Consider the following 20,519-nt stretch of genomic DNA (forward strand, 5'->3'; position numbering starts at 1 on the left):
CCCATTACCTCAGGCATCCCATGACCAGACCTCTCCGTTCGATCGACGTGCCCGGCCTTGCGCACAACGCCCCCATTCCCGCCGGCGCACGCGTAGGCAATGTCATCTGCACCTCCGCCATCTCGGGCAAGGACGCAGCCACCGGCGCACTGCCGGCCGGTGCCGACGCACAGGCTGCTCACGCGTTCCGCAATCTGGCGAGCGTACTCGGGGCTGGCGGCGCCAGCGTAGCGGATGTGGTGAAGCTGACCATCTATGTGAAAGACAACAGCGTGCGCGACGCCATCAATGCCGAGTGGCTGCAGTGCTTCCCGAACCCTGAAGACCGCCCCGCGCGGCACATCGTCGTGCATGACCTGCAGCACGGCATGCTCCTGCAACTCGAATGCCTGGCCGTCCTGGCCGGCGCCAACCAAGGCTGAACCATGATCATCGATTCCCACGCCCACGTCGTCATGCCCCCGGAGAGCTTCCGCTACATGGCGGAACTGATCGGCGGCCGCGCCAATCCGTCCACCACGCCGAAGATTCCGGACGCTTCGGTGCGCAAGGCAGCGGAAGAGCTGGTGCGCAGCATGGACGCCGTCGGCACCGACGTGCAGTTCATCTCGCCGCGCCCTTACCTGCAGATGCATTCGGTCAAGCCGGGCCGCGTGACCGAGCTGTGGTCGCGCCACTGCAATGACATCATCGCGCGCTTCGTCACCATGTTCCCGGACCGCTTCCGCGGCGTGGCCGGCCTGCCGCAGCACATGCTGGAATCCCCGGCCGAGCGCGCCGTGCCCGAGCTGGAGCGCTGCGTCAATGAACTCGGCTTTGTCGGATGCCTGATCAACCCGGACCCGACCGAGAGCGAAGGCCCGACGCCGCCGGGCCTGGGCGATGCGTTCTGGTATCCGCTGTACGAAGCCATGACACGCCTGGACGTGCCGGGCCTGATCCACTCCGCCGGCAGCTGCAGCGCGCGCGAGTCGTACACGCTCAAGTTCATCAATGAGGAAAGCATCGCCGTGATCTCGCTGCTGAACTCGAAGGTGTTCCAGGACTTCCCGAACCTGAAGATCGTCGTGGCGCACGGTGGCGGCGCAATTCCTTACCAGATGGGCCGCTTCCGCTCGTGGTCGGTGCGCAAGGGCGAGACCGTCACATTCGACGAGCAACTGCGCAAGCTCTACTTCGATACCTGCAACTACTCGACCGAGGCGATCGACCTGTTGCTGAAAGTGGCTGGCACCGACAACGTGCTGTTCGGCACCGAGAAGCCCGGCACCGGCAGCGCGCGCGACCCGCTGACCGACCGCGACTACGACGACATGAAGCCGGTCATCGAAGGCATCTCGTGGCTGACGGACGAGCAGCGCAGGAACATCTTCGAATGCAACTGCAGGCGCCTGTACTCGCGCGCCTTCCGCACCGACGAGGAGTGCTGAGATGCCGCTGACCCGCGAAGACAATGACCTGCTCACACGCGTCGAGAACGGCGCGCCGATGGGGGAGATGATCCGCCAGCATTACTGGCTCCCGGCGGTGCCGTCGGCGAAGCTGGTGGCCGATGGCGCGCCCGTGCGCGTGCGGCTGCTTGGCAGCAACTACGTGGCGTTCCGCCGCACCGACGGCCAGGTCGGCGTGCTCGACGAGCTGTGCCCGCACCGCAAGACCTCGCTGCTGATGGCACGCAACGAGGACAACGGCCTGCGCTGCATCTTCCACGGCTGGAAGCTCGGGACTACTGGCGAAGTCCTCGAAGCCCCGAACCATGTCGGCGACCAGGCCCAGTTCTGCAAGCATGTGCGCGTGAACCGCTACGGCGTGCAGGAACGTGGCGGCATTGTGTGGGTGTGGCTCGGCAAGGGCGAACAGGCACCGAAGTTCCCCGACCTGCCGTTCACGTCGCTGCCCGAAGACCAGCGCTCGGTCACCAGCCAGGAAGTGCCGACCAACTGGGTGCAGGGCGTGGAAGCGTCGATGGATTCGTCGCACGTTGGCGTGCTGCATGAATCGACTACGCAGATCACCGCGGGCTCGGGCAACCAGCGCATGCACATGACGCAGGCGCTGGCACCGCGCCTGGAATTCGAGGACCGTCCTTACGGCTACCGCTACGCGGCTCTGCGCCCGCTGCCGGACGACAAGCTCTATGCGCGCGTGAACAACTTCGTCATGCCGTGGTACGGGATCATCTGCGCGCCCGATGAAAAGGGCCCGAGCACGGTGTTCTTCTCCACGCCGGTGGACGACGTCACGCACCGCGCCTGGTTCGTGCATTTCAACCCGCACCGCCCGCTCGGCATGACCATCATGTCGGCCACGCCCGACGTCTGGGACTTCCCGCCGCTGCCGCCGGGCACGCCCGCCAACAACTGGGGCCAGAACCGCGACCTGATGCGCCGCGGCCATGCCACCGGATTTCCGCAACACCTTGGCACCGAAGACTTCGCCATGTTCATCGGCCAGGGCCCGATTGCAGACCGCACCACCGAGCAGTTGTGCTCGGCCGATGGCGCGGTGCTGCGCGTGCGGCAGGCGCTGCTGAAGTCGGTGCGCGAGTTCCAGGCCGGCAAGACCCCGACGCTTGCCGACAACCCCGAGCTCGACTACAGCCGGATCGTCTCGGTCGGCGGCGTGCTGCCCGCCGGCGAAGACTGGCGGTCGCTGACCACGGCTGCCTGAGGCAACCGTCACACGACTGACAAGATGACGGAGACAACGATGACCAGCCCCCGCTTCCGCTCGCGCCGCCGGCTGATGCTGGCGGCGTGCGCCGGCCTCGCCGCGCCAGCGGTTTCGTTCGCGCAGCTGCGCGGCAAACCCGCCATCCGCATTCTGGTGGGACTGCCGCCCGGCGGCGGCACCGACGCCATCGCGCGGTACTTTTCCGATTCCCTGCCTGCGCTGCTGGGCCAGCCGGTGATCGTGGAGAACCACGTGGGCGCCGGTGGCCGCCTTGCCGCCGACGTGCTCAAGTCCGCGGATCCGGATGGCCTGACCTACATGATTGCGCCCAATGCCACGCCCACGTTCCAGACGCTGGTGTTCGGCAAGCAGCTCAAGTGGGACCTGTGGCGCGATTTCGCGCCCGTGGCCGGACTGGTGTCCTACCCGACCGGCATGGCCGCGGGCATGGCAAGCGGCGCCACCAGCGCGGAATCGTTCGTGCGATGGGCACGCGCCAATCCGCAGCAGGCCAGCTTTGGCACGCCGGGGCTTGGCGGCCAGAACCACTTCCTGGGCCTGCAGTTCGCCAAGGCGGCGGGCATTTCGCTGGCTGTCACGCCCTACAAGGGCACGCCGCCGATGATCAACGACCTGCTGGGCGGCCATATCCCGTCGGCGGTCACGCTGCTGCAGGACCTGCTGCGCCACCACCGTGCCGGCAAGGTACGCCTGCTGGGCATCTTCGCCGACAAGCGCTCGGCGCTGGCGCCGGACATCCCGACCATGGCAGAGCAGGGCATTCCGGTGCGCCTCGGCGACGCGTGGACGGCCATGTGGGCACCGGTGCAAACCCCGAAGACCGAGATCGCCCGCGTGCAGGCGGCGCTAAAGACCATCCTGGCCGCACCGCAGGCACGCCGGACGCTGATGAGCCAGCTCGCGGTGGTGCCCGACTACCTCGACGGCGAACAGATGGCGCGCCGCCAGCGCGCCGAACTGGAAACCTGGGACCCCATCATCCGCGCCTCGGGCTTCCGCGCAGAACTGTAGAAGCGGGAACGGCAGATCCTTTGCGGCCCTGGCGTCCACCTAGGCCGCTCTGGCGCGTCCGCCCCCACTTCGACCGGAGACATCCATGAGCATCACCGACACCCTGCAAGTCCGGGTCAAATCCATCAGCTGGGAGGCCGACGGCATCCTGGCGTTCGACCTGAGGCCGGAGCCGCCCCTGCGCACCCTGCCCGCGTTCACCGCCGGCGCACATATCGACCTGCATCTGCCGAATGGCCTGATCCGCAGCTACTCGCTGCTGAACCCCCAGTCCGAGCCGCATCGCTATGTGATTGGCGTCAACCGTGATACGCAGAGCCGCGGCGGCTCGCGCTACCTGCACGAAACGCTGCGGCCCGGCGACGTGCTGACCATCGGCGCGCCGCGCAACAATTTTCCGCTCGACGATTCGGCATCGATCGCAGTGTTGGTGGCCGGCGGCATCGGCATCACGCCGATCCTAGGCATGATCCATCGGCTGCGCGAGCTGGGCCGTCCGTGGCGGCTGCACTATGCCGCACGCACACGCAAGCAGGCGGCGTTCATCGAGACGCTGGAGGCCATGGGCGCGGAGCCCGGTGGCGAAGTCCGGCTGACGTTCGACCGCGAAGCCGGCGCCGATCGCCTCGATGTCGCGGCCATTGCCGCGAGCCTGCCGGCAGGCGCGCATATCTATTGCTGCGGCCCGGTGCCGATGCTGGAGGCCTTCGAGCAGGCCACCGCATCGCTGCCGCCCGAGCGCGTGCATCGCGAGTACTTTGCCGCGCGCGAGGCCGCCGCCACCGATGGCGGTTTCACCGTGGAGCTCGCGCGCAGCGGCCGCAGCCTCGAGATCCAGCCTGGCCAGACCATCCTGGAATGCCTGATCGCCGAAGGCGTGGAGCCCATGTACTCGTGCCAGGAAGGCGTGTGCGGAACGTGCGAGGTGCGCGTGCTGGACGGCGAACCGGATCACCGCGACCTCGTGCTAAACGCCGCCGAACGTGCCGCCAACAACCGGATGATGGTGTGCTGCTCAGGCGCGAAGACCCGCAAGCTGGTGCTGGACCTGTAGCCGCCACACCGTCGAACCACGCAATGAACAAGGAGCATGAAATGAGCACTGAACTGGTGACGTATGAACTCGACGGCAACGTAGCACTGATCGGCCTGAACCGGCCCGATAAGCGTAATGCCATCAACGAAGAGGTGGTCTGGGCCCTGCACGACGCCGTCGTGCGTGCCGGCGAGGAAGCCGATGTCGGCGTGCTATTTGGCCACGGCAGCAATTTCTGCGCGGGGCTGGACCTGAAGGAAGCGCTGGCTCGCGCCTCCGGCGAGCAGCCGCGGCCACGCAAGCGTACGCGCCACTCGTGGCACACGGTGTTCGACGGCATCGCGCGCGGGCCCATTCCGTTCGTCGCGGCGCTGCACGGCGCGGTGGTTGGCGGCGGGCTGGAACTGGCCACAGCCGCTCACATCCGCGTGGCAGATGAATCGGCGCTGTTCGGCCTGCCCGAAGGACAGCGCGGCATCTTTGTCGGTGGCGGCGGCACGGTGCGCATCCAGCGCGTGGTCGGCTACACCGTGATGGCCGACATGATGCTGACCGGACGCCTGCTTACTGCCCAGGAAGGAGAGCGCGAACACATCGTGCGCTATGTGGTGCCGCAAGGCCAGGCGCTGAGCAAGGCGCGCGAGCTCGCTGCGCTGATCGCCCGTAACACCGCGGATACGAACTGGCGCATCACCAATGTACTGCCACGCATCAATGACCTGTCGCATGACGATGGCCTGTTCGTCGAGTACCTGACCTCCAACATCCCGCGCCCTCCCGAGGCCGCCGAACGCCTGCGCGATTTCGTCGAAGGCCGTGCCAAACCCCTCGCCGCCCCCGGCGCGAAATCAGAATGAGCCGAGCAACGCCATGACGACCACCACCACGATTCCATCGAGCGCCGATGCAGCGGCACAGGCCACGGCAGACTACGTCCGCTTCGCCCAGGCGGAAGCGGCCCATATCCCGGACTTCCCGCAGGACCTGCCGCTGCGCCCGGTCAACCATGTTGCCGTGATTGGCGCAGGCACCATGGGCGGCGGCATTGCGATGGCGCTGGCCAATATCGGCACTCCGGTCACGCTGATCGACAGCAGCCAGCAAGGGCTGGATACCGGCCTGCGCCGCGTGCGCGACAATTACGCCGGCAGTGTCTCGCGCGGCAAGCTGGAACCGTCAGCGATGGAAGCGAGGCTGTCGCTCATCAAAGGCTCCGTGAGCCTGGCTGACGTCGGGTCCGCCGACATGGTGATCGAAGCCGTCTTCGAGGACATGTCGCTGAAGCAGCAGGTGTTCCGCGAACTCGATGCGCGGTGCAAGCCCGGCGCCATCCTGGCGACCAATACCTCCGGGCTGGACGTCGATGCCATCGCGGCGGTCACGCGCCGCCCCCAAGACGTTGTCGGCGCCCACTTCTTCAGCCCGGCGCACGTGATGCGCCTGCTCGAAGTGGTGCGAGCCCGCGACACCGCGCCGGACGTGATCGCCACGCTGATGGATCTGGGACGGCGCATGGGAAAGACAGCGGTGCTCGCACGCGTCTACCCCGGCTTCATCGGCAATGCACTGTTCCGCAACTACACGCGCGAAGCGCATTTCCTGGTCGAGGAAGGCGCGCTCCCTCATGAGGTCGACCAGGCCCTCACGGGCTTCGGCTATGCCATGGGCATCTTCGCCGTGCACGACATGGCCGGCAATGACGTGGGCTACCAGACCCGCAAGGCGCAGATGGCGACGCGGCCGCAGGACCGGCGCTGGAACGACCTGATCCTCAAGCTGACCGAACTTGGGCGCCTGGGACAGAAAAGCGGCAAAGGCTGGTACCGCTATGAACCCGGGAGCCGCCAGCCGCTGCGCGATCCGGAGGTCGAAGCCTTCATCGAACAGGAATCCGCACGACTCGGCATCGCACGGCGCCCCATCGGCGCCGAGGAAATCATCAGGCGCTGCGTCTACGGCATGGTCAATGAGGGCGCGAAGCTGCTCGAAGCCGGTGTGGCGCTGCGGCCCAGCGACATCGACACCGTCTACCTGACCGGCTACGGCTTTCCCGCGCGCCATGGCGGCCCGATGTACTACGCCGACCGCATCGGGCTGCGCGAGGTGTACGCCGACATCGAGCGCTTCCACGCGCAGCACGGCTTCTGGTGGGAACCGGCACCGCTGCTGGCCCGGCTGGCGCGCGAAGGAAAGACCTTCGCCGACTACCAGCGCGGCCGCGCGTGAGGCCGCGAGCCTCATTTTCACGACGTGCCCCCCACTCTCGTTGCATTCCTGATACGCACTAACGTATACCACTATTTGTTATACACATACCAATAAGCGATAGTTCCGGCACTTTCCGAATCCCGGAAATGACAGCCAAGACATTGGAGGAGAACAGCATGAAAAGAAACCTGGTCGGCCTTGCCTGCGTCGTCGCCAGCGCCACCGCGGCCGCGCAGACATCGGGCGTCACGCTGTACGGTGTGGCCGATGCCAACATCGAATACACCAACAACAATCTGGGAACGGGCCCGGACGGGCATTCCAGGGTCGGCGTGAATTCGGGCGGCCTGTCCCCGAGCCGCTGGGGCCTGCGAGGCACGGAAGACCTGGGAGGCGGCAAGCAGGCACTCTTCGCGCTGGAAAGCGGCTTCACCCTGGATAACGGCGTTTCCACGCAAGGCGGCCGCCTGTTCGGCCGCCAGGCATGGGTCGGCCTGCGCAGCGGCGCGCAGCAAGTGACGCTGGGCCGGCAATATACTTCGCTGTTCCTGATGATGGCCAACTACTCGCCCACGGCGTATGCGACCACGTATGAACCCGTGGTTGGCATTGCCGGCTCGAACCTGCGCGAAGACAACATGGTGAAATACCATGTCGACCTGGGCCCGCTGACGGCCGAAGCACACTGGGCCTTTGGCGAGCAGGCCGGAACCGTCACGGGTTCGTCGGCCTTCGGTGGCGGTTTCGATTACCGCTTCGGCTCGTTCGGCGTCGCCGGTGCCTATGACAGCATCAACAGCGCCAAGACCGCCGATTACACCCGCACGCAGAAGGCAGCGCTGGGCCTGCGCTTCCAGATCACGCCGGAGCTGCTGGCCCAGGCGGCGTACCGGTACAACAACAACGGCACGCGCGCGGCCAACACCGCTGCGCGCGACGACCTGTGGTGGTTTGCGCTGAACTACCAGGCAACCGGGGCATTGCAGCTCATAGGTGCGTTCTACTACGACAATGTCAAGGCGCAGTACACCGCAACCAGCCAGACCAATCCGAGCAACCCGTGGCAGGTCACCTTCATCGCCGATTACTCATTGTCCAAGCGCACTGATGTCTACCTCAGCACGGCGTACACCAAGAATGCATCGCTGAACTTTGAAAGCCTGAATGGCGCTACGGCCGCTTACCAGATCGCGCCGAACGAGAAGAGCCAGTTTGGCATCGCGATGGGCATGCGGCACAAGTTCTGAGTTTTCGCCTGAACGGGCGCCGCGAAGGGCTCACCCCTCCCATGAGAACCCATGAGAAAGGGGGAGCATTCGGGCCGCCCGCCTGCCGGATCAGGCTGCCCGCGGGGCGGCGGGCTTGCGGCCACGCCTGGCGCCGCCGCGGGGTGCGGCGCTCCTGGTGGCCGTCGGCTCGCCGCCGCTCTCGCCCTCGAGGTAGCTGGCCGGCAAGGTGGAAAGGAATTCGGAGAATCCGGTCGTGCCCACGGGCGCGTGTTCGAGCATGGCCTCGTGCGCGGCGGTTTCATCGCCGCTGAGGATGGCCTCGGCCAGCCGCTGGTGGTCTTCCAGCACACGCTGCCGGCGCGCCGGGGTCTGGAAGATGCGCGGGCGGTAGCGCTGCATCAGCCGGCGGATACCCTGGATCTGTGCCACCAGGTATTCGTTGTGGCTACCCGCATAGACCGTGTCATGGAACTCCGCATTGGCCCTGGCAAAGCGCTTGCCATCGTCTTCGGCATGCGCCTGCTCGCATTCGGCGCGGGCCGCCTTCAGGCTGACGCGCTGATCGTCGTCCATGCGGCGCGCGGCAAGCTTCGCCGCTACGGCCTCCAGCTCGCCAAGCAGCTCCAGGGTTTCACGCAACTGCGTGATCGACAGGCGCGACACAAACACGCCCACCCGCGGCACGATGCGGACCATATTCTGCACCGACAACTGCTGCAGCGCCTCCCGCACCGGCGTGCGCGAGACACCGAAGCGCTCGGCCAGCATGCGTTCGTCCAGCGGCGTGCCGGGCGGCATGTCGCCATTCTCAATTTCTCGCTGAATCGTGGCCTTGATTTCGCCGGCCATGCTCTTCTTCTCTGACTGTGCCATTGGGTATGAGGGGGAGCGGTCTTTAGTTCTCAGTATACCGAACCGATGTACTGGCATGCGGCTGCCGCACTGGGAAAGTAGCTGTTCGCGCCGGGAGGTACCCTGTCTCCGTATCCGTCCGATCCGGCATAATGCCCGGTGAACCATTGTGCCCCGGAATTGAACTTCCTAATGCAAACGAAGCCGGACATCTCTTGCGAAGAGACCTCACCAAGCACGGACGGGGGCGACGACTGCCCTTTGCGCTGGTTCGACGCCGATCGCGGCGCTTTCGAATCGCTGGAGCGATGGATCGCCGAGCATCCGGCGGACTACTTCGCGGGCGAGCGTTTTGATCCCGTTGGCGCGTGCGCCACACGCGAGGCTGTATTCGCGTCGGTTGAGCTGCCCGAGACGCCGACATCGCCGCAAGCGCATGCCGATCACCTGCTCAACGACGTTTTTCGGCACGTGACGCCCGTGGCGGCGCCCACTTTCGTCGGACACATGACGTCGTCGCTGCCGTCGTTCATGCCCTCGCTGGCCAAGGTGGTGGCAGCGCTGAACCAGAACGTCGTGAAGATCGAGACATCCGGCGCGCTGACGGGGCTCGAGCGCCAGGTCATCGGTATGCTGCACAAGCTGGTGTTTGCGCAGGACAGCGCGTTCTATGCGACATGGCTGCACGATGCCGACCATGCGCTCGGCGCGATCTGCTCTGGCGGCACGATTGCCAACCTCACCGCGCTATGGGCGAGCCGCAACAACCTGCTGCGCGCGCGTGATGGCTTCTCCGGCATCCATCGTGCCGGACTGGGCGCCGCGCTACGCCATTACGGCTATGACGGGCTTGCCATCGTGGTCTCGGAGCGCGGGCACTACTCGTTGGGAAAGGCAGCCGACGTCCTTGGCATCGGACGCGACAATCTGGTGCCGGTCGGGGTCGATGCAGACGGTCGCATGCGCATCGACCTGCTGCGCGACACCCTGCGTGACCTGCAGCAGCGCAACATCCGGCCGATGGCGATCGTCGGCATAGCGGGGACGACGGAGACGGGCGCGGTCGATCCGCTCGACGCGATTGCCGATGTTGCTCAGGAGGCCGGCTGCCATTTCCACGTGGATGCCGCGTGGGGTGGCGCAACGCTGCTGTCGGAGCGCGAGCGCTGGCGCTTCAAGGGCATCGGGCGTGCCGATTCCGTCGTCATCGATGCGCACAAGCAGTTCTACGTGCCCATCGGGGCCGGCATGGTGCTGTTCCGGAGCCCGGCTTGGACGCAGGAAATCATCCAGCATGCGAACTACATCGTGCGCAAGGGCTCGGTGGACCTGGGGCGCCATACGCTCGAAGGATCGCGCGGCGCGGCGGTAGTCATGCTCTATACGAACCTTCATCTGCTGGGTCGCAAGGGGTTGGCGCAGTTGATCGATCGCAGCATCGATAACGCCCGTTACTTTGCGTCGCTGATTGCGCAGCAGCCGGATTTCGAGCTCGACAGCAACCCGCAGCTTTGCATCCTGACCTATCGCCATGTGCCCGAGGCCGTGGGTCGCGCCCTGGCAACGGCTTCGGCCGACAGGCGCGAGAAGATCCTGGACGCGCTGGATGCGCTGACCATCAGCATCCAGGAAATGCAACGTGACGCCGGCCGCTCGTTCGTATCGCGCACGCAGTTGACGTCGACCCAGTGGGGTGGGCGCCCGATTGCCGTTTTCCGCGTGGTGCTGGCCAACCCGGATACGACCCATGCCATCCTGCAGGACATCCTCGACGAACAGCGCGCGCTGGCGGCGGCCAGTCCATGCATGGCGCCGCTGATGACCTTGGTGGGGGCGCCGGACGCCGCGTGAGGCACCTGCAACCGGCGTGCGCCATTTGTCGACCGTGTGTCGCTGGCAACGGTGCGCCGAGTATCCCCAATGACAGACTTTTATTTTCTGTGGGCTCTTCCGCAGTTGGGCGAACGTAGTGTCATCGGACGGCAGTTCTGGAGCGAACGGCCAAGGCAAGAGTACGTCGATCCTGTGGGGGCGGGGCAGGCACTCCCTGCTCCGCACCGGGAATTGCCAGCAAGCAAGCACCCCTCAGCGCTTGTGGGATTCTGCAGGACAGTGGAGCCTGCCTTTGCTCGTCACTGACGTCGACGCAGAGCCTGGCATACGGACCATCGTCGTCGGCTCCACTGACTATCATGCCCTCTTCGCAGCGCCGGGCATGCCGATCACCGATGTCGCCGAAGACACCCTTGACTGGCTGTTCTATACCAGCGGCACGACCGGCAAGCCCAAAGGGGTCATGCTCGCGCACCAACCTGCGTAATTGGGCGTTGCGAGTGCATAGACAGTCACTACACACACATCCAGAAAGTGTTGGCTGCACCCACTCGACAGGCCCACACCTCGATACAGCTGCCATTGCGCATTCCAGGCAGCTCACGGCCTCACAAGGGACTCCGAGAATCCCCCCGTTTTAGCACGGTCGCCAAATTGCCTTGCGGGTTTTCCCGTGCTTGAGTTCTTCCCGCCCCTGTTCTTTAATTCAACATGAATTAATTAATAGCGCTCCCCAGCTGGAGCCGATCGGACGGAGACAAGATGACCGCATCCAAGGCAGGCCGTGGCGTGAACTCTGCCAGCCTGCGCCTTTACAACGAGCGTGCCTTGCTGCTGGCCCTGCGCCGGGCCGGGGAAGCATCCAAGGCAGACCTGGCTCGCATGGCGCAACTCACCAATACAGCGGTCGGCAGCATCGTGCAGAGCCTGACCGACGAAGGCCTGATCCAGCTTTCCGGGCGGCGCGTGGAAGGCCAGCGCGGACAGCCTGCCAGCCTGATCCGCCTGCAGCCCAAGGGGGCCTTTGGCATAGGCGTGCGGCTTGACCGCGGCAGCATCGAGGCCGTCATGGTCGACTTTGCCGGGCATATCCTGGCCAGCCGCGCCCACCAGATGGTGCTGCCCCACCCCGACCAGGCGCTTGAGCTGGTGCGCCGCGACATCGACGACATGCGCGCCCTGCTCACCCCGGCCGAGCAGAAGCGCCTGCTTGGCATCGGTGTCGCGCAACCCTACAACCTGGGCGCGTGGCTGCGTGAACTGGACGTGCAGGGCAAAGCCTTCCAGGCTACCTTCTGCGCCTGGGACCAGGCGGATTTCCCCGCCATGCTGGCGGCGGCCACCGGACTGCCGGTGTTCGGCGAGAACGACGGCACCGCAGCCTCGGTGGCCGAACTCTTCTACGGCCGGCACCACGCCCAGCATTTCCTCTATGTCTTCCTTGGCCCGGCGATCGGCGGCGGCGTGGTGCTCAACGGCGACTGCGTGCGCGGGGTCTCCGGCAATGCCGGAGACATCGCGATGATGCCGGTGCCGCCCAGCACGCTGGCCTCCGCCCCGGCAATGCCGGGCCGGCAGCGGGACATCCTGATCTCGCGCGCCTCGCTCAACGCGCTGACGCGCCACCTGCGCCACCACGGCGTGACCGTGCACGGCCATGCCGACCTGCAGCAGCAGGTGGAACTGAAGCACCCGGCCGTGGCGGAATGGGTGGATGACTGTGTCGATGCGCTGGCGCCTGCGCTGCAATCGGCACTGGCCGTGCTGGACGTGCCGCTGGTGATTTTTGATGCCGATATCGACGGCGGCCTGGTGGCCACGCTGATCGAGCGCCTGCAGCAGGCGCTGGACGACAGCGCCCCAGAGGCACGCCCCGCCGCGCGCATCGTGCGCGGCTGCTTTGGCGCCAATGCCGGAGCGGTCGGGGCTGCGTCCCTGCCGATGTTCATGAACTTCTCGCCGCGCGCAGAACTGCTCAAGGGCGCGTCCGCCATCGTTCCGGAGGCCAGCTATGCAACCGTCTGACGCAATCACCGCCCCCCGGCACGCCGCTGCGGCGCCGCTGCTGGAGATGCGCAACATCTCCAAGACCTTCCCCGGCGTCAAGGCGCTCAGCAACGTCCAGCTTACGATCTATCCCGGCGAAGTCCATGCGCTGATGGGCGAGAACGGCGCAGGCAAGTCGACGCTGATGAAAATCCTCTCGGGCGCCTATATCGCCGATGACGGTGCCGAGTGCCGCATCGCCAGCCATCCGGTGGTCATCGACGGCCCGCTCGCCGCCCGCGCCCACGGCGTCGCGGTGATCTACCAGGAACTGAGCCTGGCGCCCAACCTGAGCGTCGCCGAGAACATCTACCTGGGACGCCACCTGCACCGCCACGGCATGGTGGATCGCGCCGCGATGGCGCGGGCCTGCGAGGCCACGCTGGCCCGGCTCGGTGCCGACTTCACGCCGCAGACCCTGGTCGACCGCCTGTCGATCGCCCAGCGCCAGTTGGTGGAAATTGCCCGCGCCGTACATTTCGAGACCCGCATCCTGGTGATGGATGAACCCACCACACCGCTGTCTACCCGCGAGACCGACCGCCTGTTTGCGCTGATCCGGCAGCTGCGCGCCGACGGCATGGCCATCATCTACATCAGCCACCGCATGGCCGAGATCGACGAACTGGCCGATCGCGTTACCGTGCTGCGCGACGGCTGCTACGTCGGCACGCTGGAAAAGGCCGAGCTGACCCAGGCGGCACTGGTCAAGATGATGGTCGGCCGCGACCTGTCGGGCTTCTACACCAAGACGCACGGCGAGACGCACGGGGGCGACATCGTGCTGTCGGTGCGCAATATGTCCGACGGACGGCGCGTGCGGGATTGCAGCTTCGACCTGCATGCCGGAGAGGTCCTTGGCCTTGCCGGCCTGGTCGGGGCAGGCCGCACGGAACTGGCGCGGCTGGTCTTTGGTGCCGATACGCCCACCAGCGGCGCGGTGTACCTCGCCGGCTCGCCTCTGGCCGTCAATCATCCCCGCCAAGCCATTGACGCTGGCATTGCCTACCTGACCGAAGACCGCAAGCTGCAGGGCCTGTTCCTTGACCAGAGCGTGCACGAGAACATCAACCTGATCGTCGCCGCACGCGATGCGCTGCGCGGCGGTCGGCTCAATCGTGCGAGCGCGCGTCGGCGCACGGCCGACGCCGTCAGCTCCCTGGGCATACGCGTGGCGCATCCGCGCGTCAATGTCGGCTCGCTGTCGGGCGGCAACCAGCAGAAGGTGATGCTGTCGCGCCTGCTGGAAACGAAGCCGCGCGTGCTGATCCTTGACGAGCCCACACGTGGCGTGGATATCGGCGCCAAGGCCGAGATCTACCGCCTTATCGACGAGCTGGCCCGCTCCGGCGTGGCGGTCCTGCTGATCTCCAGCGAACTGCCAGAGGTGGTAGGTCTGTGCGACCGCGTGCTGGTGATGCGCGAAAGCCGGCTGGTCGGCGAGGTGCACGCCTGCCCGGATGCCGCCGCCACGCAGGAGCGCATCATCGCCCTCGCCACCGGTGCGGACGACCCGGCACCGGCCACCGTGCTGCACTGAACCGACAACTCCCCCCGAGACCGCGCAGACGGTCGGCGGCAAGCACACCACACAGATTCTGGAGACACCATGCGTAATTCGATCCAACCGACAGCACACGCCGTTTCTTCACACGGCGCGGCGCGCACGCTTGCCAGCCGCCGCGGCGCCACCACGCAAGAGCGCCTGCGTGCGCTGGGCATGCTGCCTGTGCTGGTGCTGCTGTGCGCCGGCTTCACGCTGCTGACCGACAACTTCGCCAGCCTGCAGAACCTGTCGATCATCGCGCAGCAGGCGTCGATCAACCTGGTGCTGGCGGCCGGCATGACCTTCGTCATCCTGACGGGAGGGATCGACCTGTCGGTCGGCTCCATCCTCTCGATCTCGGCCGTGGCGGCGATGCTGACCTCGCTGACGCCGGAACTGTCCGCGCTCAGCGTGCCCGCCGCCCTGCTGTGCGGCCTGCTGTTCGGTCTGGTGAACGGCGCGCTGATCGCCTTCATGAAGCTGCCGCCCTTCATCGTCACGCTGGGCAGCCTGACCGCGGTGCGCGGGCTGGCGCGGCTGGTCGGACATGACAGCACCATCTACAACCCCGACATCGGCTTTGCCTTCATCGGCAATGGTGACGTGCTGGGTGTGCCCTGGCTGGTGATCATCGCCTGTGCCGTGATCGCGGTGTCCTGGGTCGTGCTGCGCCGGACCGTGCTGGGGCTGCAGATCTATGCCGTGGGCGGCAACGCCGAGGCGGCCCGGTTGTCGGGCATCAAGGTGTGGGGGGTGCTGCTGTTCGTCTATGCCGTGTCCGGCCTGCTGGCGGGGCTTGGCGGCGTGATGTCTGCCTCGCGCCTGTACGCGGCCAACGGCCTGCAGCTCGGGCAATCCTATGAGCTGGATGCGATCGCCGCGGTGATCCTCGGCGGCACCAGCTTTGTCGGCGGCGTCGGCTCCATCGGCGGCACGCTGATCGGCGCGCTGATCATTGCCGCGCTGTCAAACGGCCTGGTGTTGCTGGGGGTGTCGGACATCTGGCAGTACATCATCAAGGGCCTGGTGATCATCGGCGCGGTCGCGCTGGACCGCTATCGCCAGAAAGGCTCGGCACGCACCTGAACACGCGCAGGAGACGGAAGTGATCAAGCAATTCCTGATGGCAGTCGCGCTTGGCGCATGCGGCATCGCCGGCGCCATGGCACAAGCGCCGGCCTCTGAGCCCACCACGGCGGCCGCGCCACGGCAGTTGAAGAAGGTGGGCGTCACGCTGGGCTCGCTCGGCAACCCCTACTTCGTGGCGCTGGCCCGCGGCGCCGAAGCCGCGGCGAAGCAGGTGAACCCGCAGGCCAAGGTCACCGTGCTGTCGGCCGACTATGACCTCAACAAGCAGTTCTCGCACATCGACAGCTTCATCGTCGCCGGCGTGGACCTGATCCTGATCAACGCCGCCGACGCGCGTGCGATCGAGCCGGCCGTGCGCAAGGCGAAGAAGGCGGGCATCGTGGTGGTGGCGGTGGATGTGGCCGCAGCCGGTGCCGACGCCACCGTGCAGACCGACAACCTCCAGGCCGGCGAGCTGGCCTGCGGCTTCCTTGCCGAACGGCTCAAGGGCCGCGGCAACCTCATCATCCAGAACGGGCCGCCGGTGTCAGCCGTGCTGGACCGCGTCAGGGGCTGCAAGGCGGTGCTGGCGAAACACCCCGACATCCGCATCCTGTCCGACGACCAGGACGCCAAGGGATCGCGCGAAGGCGGGCTCAACGTGATGCAGCTCTACCTGACGCGCTTTCCCAAGGTGGACGCAGTCTTCGCCATCAATGACCCGCAGGCGGTCGGGGCCGACCTGGCCGCCCGGCAACTCAACCGGCGCGGCATCCTGATCGCATCGGTCGACGGCGCGCCCGACATCGAGGCGGCGCTGAAGGCCGACACGCTGGTGCAGGCCTCGGCCAGCCAGGACCCGTGGGCCATTGCCCGCACCGCGGTGCGGCTGGGCGTCGGCATGATGAACGGCCAGCGTCCCGCCAAGCCGGTGGTGCTGCTCCCATCCACGTTGGTCACGCGCGCCAATGTCCGCGACTACAAGGGCTGGGCGGCGCCGAGATAGCGCCCGGCCAAACCCGAACACCTTTCAGACCTTTCCAGGTGACTTGATGATGGATAGCACCAAGACCGGCACACAGGCCCCGGATTTCGATTTCGTACTGTTCGGCGCCACCGGCGACCTGGCCCGCCGCAAGCTCTTGCCGGCCCTGTTCGACGCGCATGCGGCAGGTGCACTGCACCCGGAGGGGCGCATACTCGCGCTGGGCAGCCAGCCGCTGGCCCACGAGGCCTACCTTGCCATGCTCAACGACGAGGTATTGCCCGCACTGGCGGGCAATACCGTGGCCTCATCCTGGCCGGGCTTCCTGGAACGCATCGTCTACCTGCAGGTCGACGCCAACACGGAGCCAGGCTTCGATGCATTGGCCGAACTGGTGAATGCCCGTGCCGCGCCGGTGGTGGTGTGCTACCTGGCCACCGCGCCACACCTCTTCGTCAGGATCTGCGAGCAGCTGGCGCGGGTCGGGCTCACCGGCCAACGCAGCCGTATCGTGCTGGAAAAACCGCTGGGCCATGACCTGGAGTCGTCCGAGGCGATCAATTCGGCGGTGGCAAAGTTCTTTGCCGAGGACCAGATCTATCGCATCGACCACTACCTGGGCAAGGAATCCGTGCAGAACCTGATGGCGGTGCGCTTCGGTAACGTCCTGTTCGAGCCGCTATGGCGGCGCGAGTGGGTGAAGGAAGTGCAGATCACCATCGCCGAGGAACTGGGCGTGGAGCGGCGCGGCAACTTCTACGACGGCATCGGTGCGATGCGTGACATGGTGCAGAACCATCTGCTCCAGTTGCTGTGCATGGTAGCCATGGAGCCGCCTGCCAGCCTGTCCGAAGACGCTATCCGCGACGAGAAGCTGAAGATCCTCAAGGCGCTCAAGCCGATCCGGCCCGAGGACGTCGCCGAGAAGGTCGTGCGTGGCCAGTACTGCCGCGGTGCTGCCGGGGGCAACCCGGTGCCTGGCTATGTCAGCGAGCCGGGTATCCCGTCCGAGAGCCGGACCGAAACCTTCGTTGCCATCAAGGCGGAGATCGCCAACTGGCGCTGGGCCGGCGTGCCCTTCTACCTGCGCACGGGCAAGCGCATGCAATCGCGCGTGGCGGAGATCGTCATCCACTTCCATGACGTGCCCTGCGCCCTGTTCGCGCGCCCGCTGGGCACGCCAGCGGGAAACCGGCTGGTCATCACGCTGCAGCCGGAAGAGAGCATCCGGCTCTATTTCCTGGCCAAGCAGCCCGGTGACACGCAAGCGCTGGTGCCGGCTTCGCTGGACCTGCAGCGCCCGGGGGCAGGTCCGCGCGTACGCCGCATGGGCGCATACGAGCGCCTGCTGCTGGATGTCATCCGCGGCAGGCTGGGCTTGTTCGTGCGCAGAGATGAACAGGCCCAGGCCTGGCGCTGGGTCGCGCCCATTCTCAAGACCTGGGAGAACACCAACTCCGCGCCCAAGCTGTACACCGCCGGCACATGGGGGCCGGCCGCATCCAGCGCCCTGCTGTCGCGCGACGGCATGGCCTGGCATGAAGAGATGTAGTTGGAATTCCCGAGCCCCGCATTTGCCTATCCCCCATTGGAGCAGCCCCATGTCGACGTCCCTCCCCGCCTGGCAGGCCTTGCGTGAACATGCTGCCAGGATTCGTCCTGCCCATATGCGCGACTGGTTCGCGGGCCCGCACGGCCAGGCCCGCTCCGAGCGCATGGCGGCCGAGGCCTGCGGCCTGACCCTTGACTACGCGAAGAACCGCGTCACCGAGGAAACCCTGACCCTGCTTTTCCAGCTGGCCCGCGACGCGCGCGTGTGCGAGCATCGCGATGCCATGTTTGCCGGCGAGCCGGTCAACACCACCGAGCGCCGTGCCGCACTCCACATGGCGCTGCGTGCCCGCCCCGGCGATGGCTACCGGGCACTCGGCGTGCCGGTAGAACCCGATGTGTCGGCAGTACTCGCACAGATGGAACGCTTCGCGCATGAAGTGCGCAGCGGCGCATGGACAGGCTTTGACGGCCGTGCCATGACGGACGTGGTCAACATCGGCATCGGCGGTTCCGACCTCGGGCCGCGCATGGTATGCCGCGCCCTGGTGCAAGATGCCGAACCCGCGCCGCGCATGCACTTTGTCGCCAACGTGGACGGCTGTGACCTGGCCCGCAAGCTGGCTCGCCTGGATGCCGCCACCACGCTGGTGATCGTCTGCTCCAAGACTTTCAGCACGCTGGAAACCATGGCCAACGCCCGCACCGCGCGCGACTGGTTCCTGTGCCACGGGGCCACGCAGGCGGACCTGGCGCGCCACTTCGTGGCCGTGTCGACCAACCGCGACGCCGTGGAAGCATTCGGCATCGACCCGGTCAACATGTTCCCGTTCTGGGACTGGGTCGGCGGGCGCTTCTCATTGTGGTCGGCCGTCGGCCTGTCGATCGCCGTGGCAATCGGCTTCGACAGGTTCCGTCTGCTGCTGGACGGAGCAAGGGCCATGGACCGGCATTTCGCCAGTGCGCCGCCCGAACAGAACCTGCCGATGATTCTCGGCCTGCTCGATGTCTGGTACCGCAGCTTCCTGGGCGCGGGCAGCCGCTGCGTAGCACCCTATTGCGAATCCATGGAACTGCTCCCGGCCTTCCTCCAGCAACTGGAGATGGAGAGCAACGGCAAGTCGGTGCAGCACGACGGCGCGGCGCTGGAGACCGGCTCGGCCGCGGTGGTATGGGGCACCACCGGTACCAACGGCCAGCATGCCTATTTCCAGATGGTGCACCAGGGCTCGCAACTGGTACCGGTGGACTTCATCGCCTGCCTGCGACCTCACAGCGACCTCCCCGGCCACCATACCAAGCTGCTGGCCAACTGCTTTGCACAGGGCGAAGCACTGTTGCGGGGACGCACCGCCGACGAGGTACGCGCCGACGGGCAGCATGACGAGAGGCTGGTGTCGCATCTGGTGTTCGAAGGGAACCGTCCCAGCAATACCCTGCTGCTGCAGCAGCTGGATGCCTTCCACCTGGGCGCCCTGCTCGCCATGTGCGAGCACCGCACATTCGTGCAGGGCGCACTTTGGAACATAAACTCCTTCGATCAATGGGGCGTGGAACTTGGCAAGAAGCTGGCCGGCCCCATCGAGCGCGAACTGGAAGGTGCGCCGGCGCAGCCGCATGACGCGTCGACAGCCGCGCTGATCCGCCGCGCGTGCGACGCCAGAACCTCGGCGCAACACTGAATCGCGCGATGACAGGGACCTGCAGGGGGAGCCATGCGGCAGATCGAACTCAATGATGCCACCACCCATGTCGAAGCCATGGCACGAGCCGTGGCCGGCGAACTGGTGCGTACCTTGGCCGAAAAGGGCCAGGCTTGCCTGGCGGTCTCCGGCGGTCGTTCGCCGCTGCCGCTGTTCGAGGCCCTCCGGCAGCGCCCCCTGCCCTGGGAGCGCGTGAGCGTGGTGCTCGTCGACGAGCGCATGGTGCCCCTCGACCACACCGACAGCAATGCGCGCCTGGTGTGCGACCGGTTGCTGCGCCAAGCCGCGTCGCGCGCATCGTTCCAGCCGCCGGTCCCGCCGTTCTGCACGGCGATCGACGAGATCGACACCTCGGCGGTCGTAGCCGGACTGAACCGCAACTATCGCCAGCCCGATCTCGTCATCCTCGGCATGGGCGACGACGGCCATACTGCGTCGCTGTTCCCCGATGCGCCAGAGCTGCCCGAGGGCCTGTCCCTGAACGAGCCGCCGGGCTACCTGGGGCTGAGCCCCAGGGCCGCGCCACATCGCCGCGTCAGCCTCAACCTGAGTGCCCTGCTGGGCGCGGACCGGGTCTTGCTGGGCTTCAGTGGGCCGTGGAAGAAGCAGGTATTCGATGCGGCAACGCGCAAGCCCACGCCAATGCTGCCGGTCAGCTACCTGCTGCATCAGCAAAGGACTCCTGTGGATGTCTACTGGACGCCGTAGCCCGGCCTTCAGCCTTCCCCATATCAACCCAGCCGCACAGTTCGCGCAA

18 protein-coding genes are annotated in these 20,519 nt (G+C 66.5%); 17 read left to right on the plus strand and 1 reads right to left on the minus strand.

The annotated features are described in order from the left end of the window. Positions 1-20: 20 nt before the first annotated feature. The 8 genes from AC3FKG_RS14190 to AC3FKG_RS14225 all read left to right on the plus strand — a co-directional run bounded on the left by AC3FKG_RS14190 (position 21) and on the right by AC3FKG_RS14225 (position 8,196). Positions 21-422: a RidA family protein gene (locus AC3FKG_RS14190; RefSeq protein ID WP_483711669.1), complete on the plus strand. Its 402-nt coding sequence runs from the start codon at positions 21-23 to the stop codon at positions 420-422. Positions 423-425: 3 nt separating this feature from the next. Further along, positions 426-1,430, plus strand: coding sequence for an amidohydrolase family protein (locus AC3FKG_RS14195; RefSeq protein ID WP_483711670.1), 1,005 nt, complete (start codon positions 426-428; stop codon positions 1,428-1,430). 1 nt (position 1,431) lies between these two features. Beyond that, complete coding sequence (locus tag AC3FKG_RS14200; protein ID WP_483711671.1) at positions 1,432-2,670, plus strand: Rieske 2Fe-2S domain-containing protein; 1,239 nt, start codon at positions 1,432-1,434, stop codon at positions 2,668-2,670. A gap of 39 nt (positions 2,671-2,709) precedes the next feature. Further along, complete coding sequence (locus AC3FKG_RS14205; protein ID WP_483711672.1) at positions 2,710-3,705, plus strand: tripartite tricarboxylate transporter substrate-binding protein; 996 nt, start codon at positions 2,710-2,712, stop codon at positions 3,703-3,705. Between the two features lie 85 nt (positions 3,706-3,790). After that, positions 3,791-4,759, plus strand: a complete 969-nt coding sequence (locus AC3FKG_RS14210; RefSeq protein WP_483711673.1) for a PDR/VanB family oxidoreductase — start codon at positions 3,791-3,793, stop codon at positions 4,757-4,759. Between the two features lie 41 nt (positions 4,760-4,800). Then, entirely contained in the window at positions 4,801-5,598 is a 798-nt protein-coding gene (locus AC3FKG_RS14215; protein ID WP_483711674.1) for a crotonase/enoyl-CoA hydratase family protein, read from the plus strand. A gap of 13 nt (positions 5,599-5,611) precedes the next feature. Next, complete coding sequence (locus tag AC3FKG_RS14220; protein WP_483711675.1) at positions 5,612-6,967, plus strand: 3-hydroxyacyl-CoA dehydrogenase; 1,356 nt, start codon at positions 5,612-5,614, stop codon at positions 6,965-6,967. A gap of 158 nt (positions 6,968-7,125) precedes the next feature. Continuing rightward, positions 7,126-8,196, plus strand: a complete 1,071-nt coding sequence (locus AC3FKG_RS14225; protein WP_483711676.1) for a porin — start codon at positions 7,126-7,128, stop codon at positions 8,194-8,196. 90 nt (positions 8,197-8,286) lie between these two features. Here the strand turns inward: AC3FKG_RS14225 and AC3FKG_RS14230 are convergent, their stop codons facing one another. Beyond that, a complete protein-coding gene (locus AC3FKG_RS14230; protein ID WP_483711677.1) occupies positions 8,287-9,027 on the minus strand; it encodes a GntR family transcriptional regulator in 741 nt (246 codons plus the stop codon). 195 nt (positions 9,028-9,222) lie between these two features. Here AC3FKG_RS14230 and panP point away from each other — a divergent pair, with 195 nt between their 5' ends. The 9 genes from panP to pgl all read left to right on the plus strand — a co-directional run bounded on the left by panP (position 9,223) and on the right by pgl (position 20,470). Next, complete coding sequence (panP, locus tag AC3FKG_RS14235) at positions 9,223-10,881, plus strand: pyridoxal-dependent aspartate 1-decarboxylase PanP (RefSeq protein ID WP_488743390.1); 1,659 nt, start codon at positions 9,223-9,225, stop codon at positions 10,879-10,881. 274 nt (positions 10,882-11,155) lie between these two features. Continuing rightward, positions 11,156-11,350 carry an AMP-binding protein gene (locus AC3FKG_RS14240; RefSeq protein ID WP_483711679.1) on the plus strand — a complete coding sequence of 65 codons (195 nt, stop codon included), beginning with the start codon at positions 11,156-11,158 and terminating at the stop codon, positions 11,348-11,350. A gap of 275 nt (positions 11,351-11,625) precedes the next feature. Next, positions 11,626-12,888 carry an ROK family protein gene (locus tag AC3FKG_RS14245; RefSeq protein ID WP_488743391.1) on the plus strand — a complete coding sequence of 421 codons (1,263 nt, stop codon included), beginning with the start codon at positions 11,626-11,628 and terminating at the stop codon, positions 12,886-12,888. Then, entirely contained in the window at positions 12,875-14,449 is a 1,575-nt protein-coding gene (locus AC3FKG_RS14250; RefSeq protein WP_483711681.1) for a sugar ABC transporter ATP-binding protein, read from the plus strand. Before AC3FKG_RS14245 ends, AC3FKG_RS14250 begins: the two co-directional genes overlap by 14 nt. Before the next feature lie 69 nt (positions 14,450-14,518). Then, positions 14,519-15,541 carry an ABC transporter permease subunit gene (locus tag AC3FKG_RS14255; protein ID WP_483711682.1) on the plus strand — a complete coding sequence of 341 codons (1,023 nt, stop codon included), beginning with the start codon at positions 14,519-14,521 and terminating at the stop codon, positions 15,539-15,541. A 37-nt stretch (positions 15,542-15,578) separates the two neighbouring features. Continuing rightward, positions 15,579-16,529, plus strand: coding sequence for an ABC transporter substrate-binding protein (locus tag AC3FKG_RS14260; RefSeq protein WP_483714517.1), 951 nt, complete (start codon positions 15,579-15,581; stop codon positions 16,527-16,529). A 49-nt stretch (positions 16,530-16,578) separates the two neighbouring features. Further along, complete coding sequence (gene zwf, locus AC3FKG_RS14265; RefSeq protein ID WP_483714518.1) at positions 16,579-18,060, plus strand: glucose-6-phosphate dehydrogenase; 1,482 nt, start codon at positions 16,579-16,581, stop codon at positions 18,058-18,060. 49 nt (positions 18,061-18,109) lie between these two features. Next, positions 18,110-19,741, plus strand: coding sequence for a glucose-6-phosphate isomerase (pgi, locus tag AC3FKG_RS14270; RefSeq protein ID WP_483711683.1), 1,632 nt, complete (start codon positions 18,110-18,112; stop codon positions 19,739-19,741). Positions 19,742-19,774: 33 nt separating this feature from the next. Beyond that, entirely contained in the window at positions 19,775-20,470 is a 696-nt protein-coding gene (gene pgl / locus AC3FKG_RS14275; protein ID WP_483711684.1) for a 6-phosphogluconolactonase, read from the plus strand. The last annotated feature ends 49 nt before the right edge of the window (positions 20,471-20,519 follow it).

It is taken from the genome of Cupriavidus sp. 22TCCZM04-2 (assembly GCF_057798895.1).

Coding starts and splice junctions, on each gene's coding strand:
- AC3FKG_RS14190 (WP_483711669.1), top strand. CDS start 21: ATGACCAGACCTCTCCGTTCGATCGACGTGCCCGGCCTTGCGCACAAC.
- AC3FKG_RS14195 (WP_483711670.1), top strand. CDS start 426: ATGATCATCGATTCCCACGCCCACGTCGTCATGCCCCCGGAGAGCTTC.
- AC3FKG_RS14200 (WP_483711671.1), top strand. CDS start 1,432: ATGCCGCTGACCCGCGAAGACAATGACCTGCTCACACGCGTCGAGAAC.
- AC3FKG_RS14205 (WP_483711672.1), top strand. CDS start 2,710: ATGACCAGCCCCCGCTTCCGCTCGCGCCGCCGGCTGATGCTGGCGGCG.
- AC3FKG_RS14210 (WP_483711673.1), top strand. CDS start 3,791: ATGAGCATCACCGACACCCTGCAAGTCCGGGTCAAATCCATCAGCTGG.
- AC3FKG_RS14215 (WP_483711674.1), top strand. CDS start 4,801: ATGAGCACTGAACTGGTGACGTATGAACTCGACGGCAACGTAGCACTG.
- AC3FKG_RS14220 (WP_483711675.1), top strand. CDS start 5,612: ATGACGACCACCACCACGATTCCATCGAGCGCCGATGCAGCGGCACAG.
- AC3FKG_RS14225 (WP_483711676.1), top strand. CDS start 7,126: ATGAAAAGAAACCTGGTCGGCCTTGCCTGCGTCGTCGCCAGCGCCACC.
- AC3FKG_RS14230 (WP_483711677.1), bottom strand. CDS start 9,027: ATGGCCGGCGAAATCAAGGCCACGATTCAGCGAGAAATTGAGAATGGC.
- panP (WP_488743390.1), top strand. CDS start 9,223: ATGCAAACGAAGCCGGACATCTCTTGCGAAGAGACCTCACCAAGCACG.
- AC3FKG_RS14245 (WP_488743391.1), top strand. CDS start 11,626: ATGACCGCATCCAAGGCAGGCCGTGGCGTGAACTCTGCCAGCCTGCGC.
- AC3FKG_RS14250 (WP_483711681.1), top strand. CDS start 12,875: ATGCAACCGTCTGACGCAATCACCGCCCCCCGGCACGCCGCTGCGGCG.
- AC3FKG_RS14255 (WP_483711682.1), top strand. CDS start 14,519: ATGCGTAATTCGATCCAACCGACAGCACACGCCGTTTCTTCACACGGC.
- AC3FKG_RS14260 (WP_483714517.1), top strand. CDS start 15,579: ATGGCAGTCGCGCTTGGCGCATGCGGCATCGCCGGCGCCATGGCACAA.
- zwf (WP_483714518.1), top strand. CDS start 16,579: ATGGATAGCACCAAGACCGGCACACAGGCCCCGGATTTCGATTTCGTA.
- pgi (WP_483711683.1), top strand. CDS start 18,110: ATGTCGACGTCCCTCCCCGCCTGGCAGGCCTTGCGTGAACATGCTGCC.
- pgl (WP_483711684.1), top strand. CDS start 19,775: ATGCGGCAGATCGAACTCAATGATGCCACCACCCATGTCGAAGCCATG.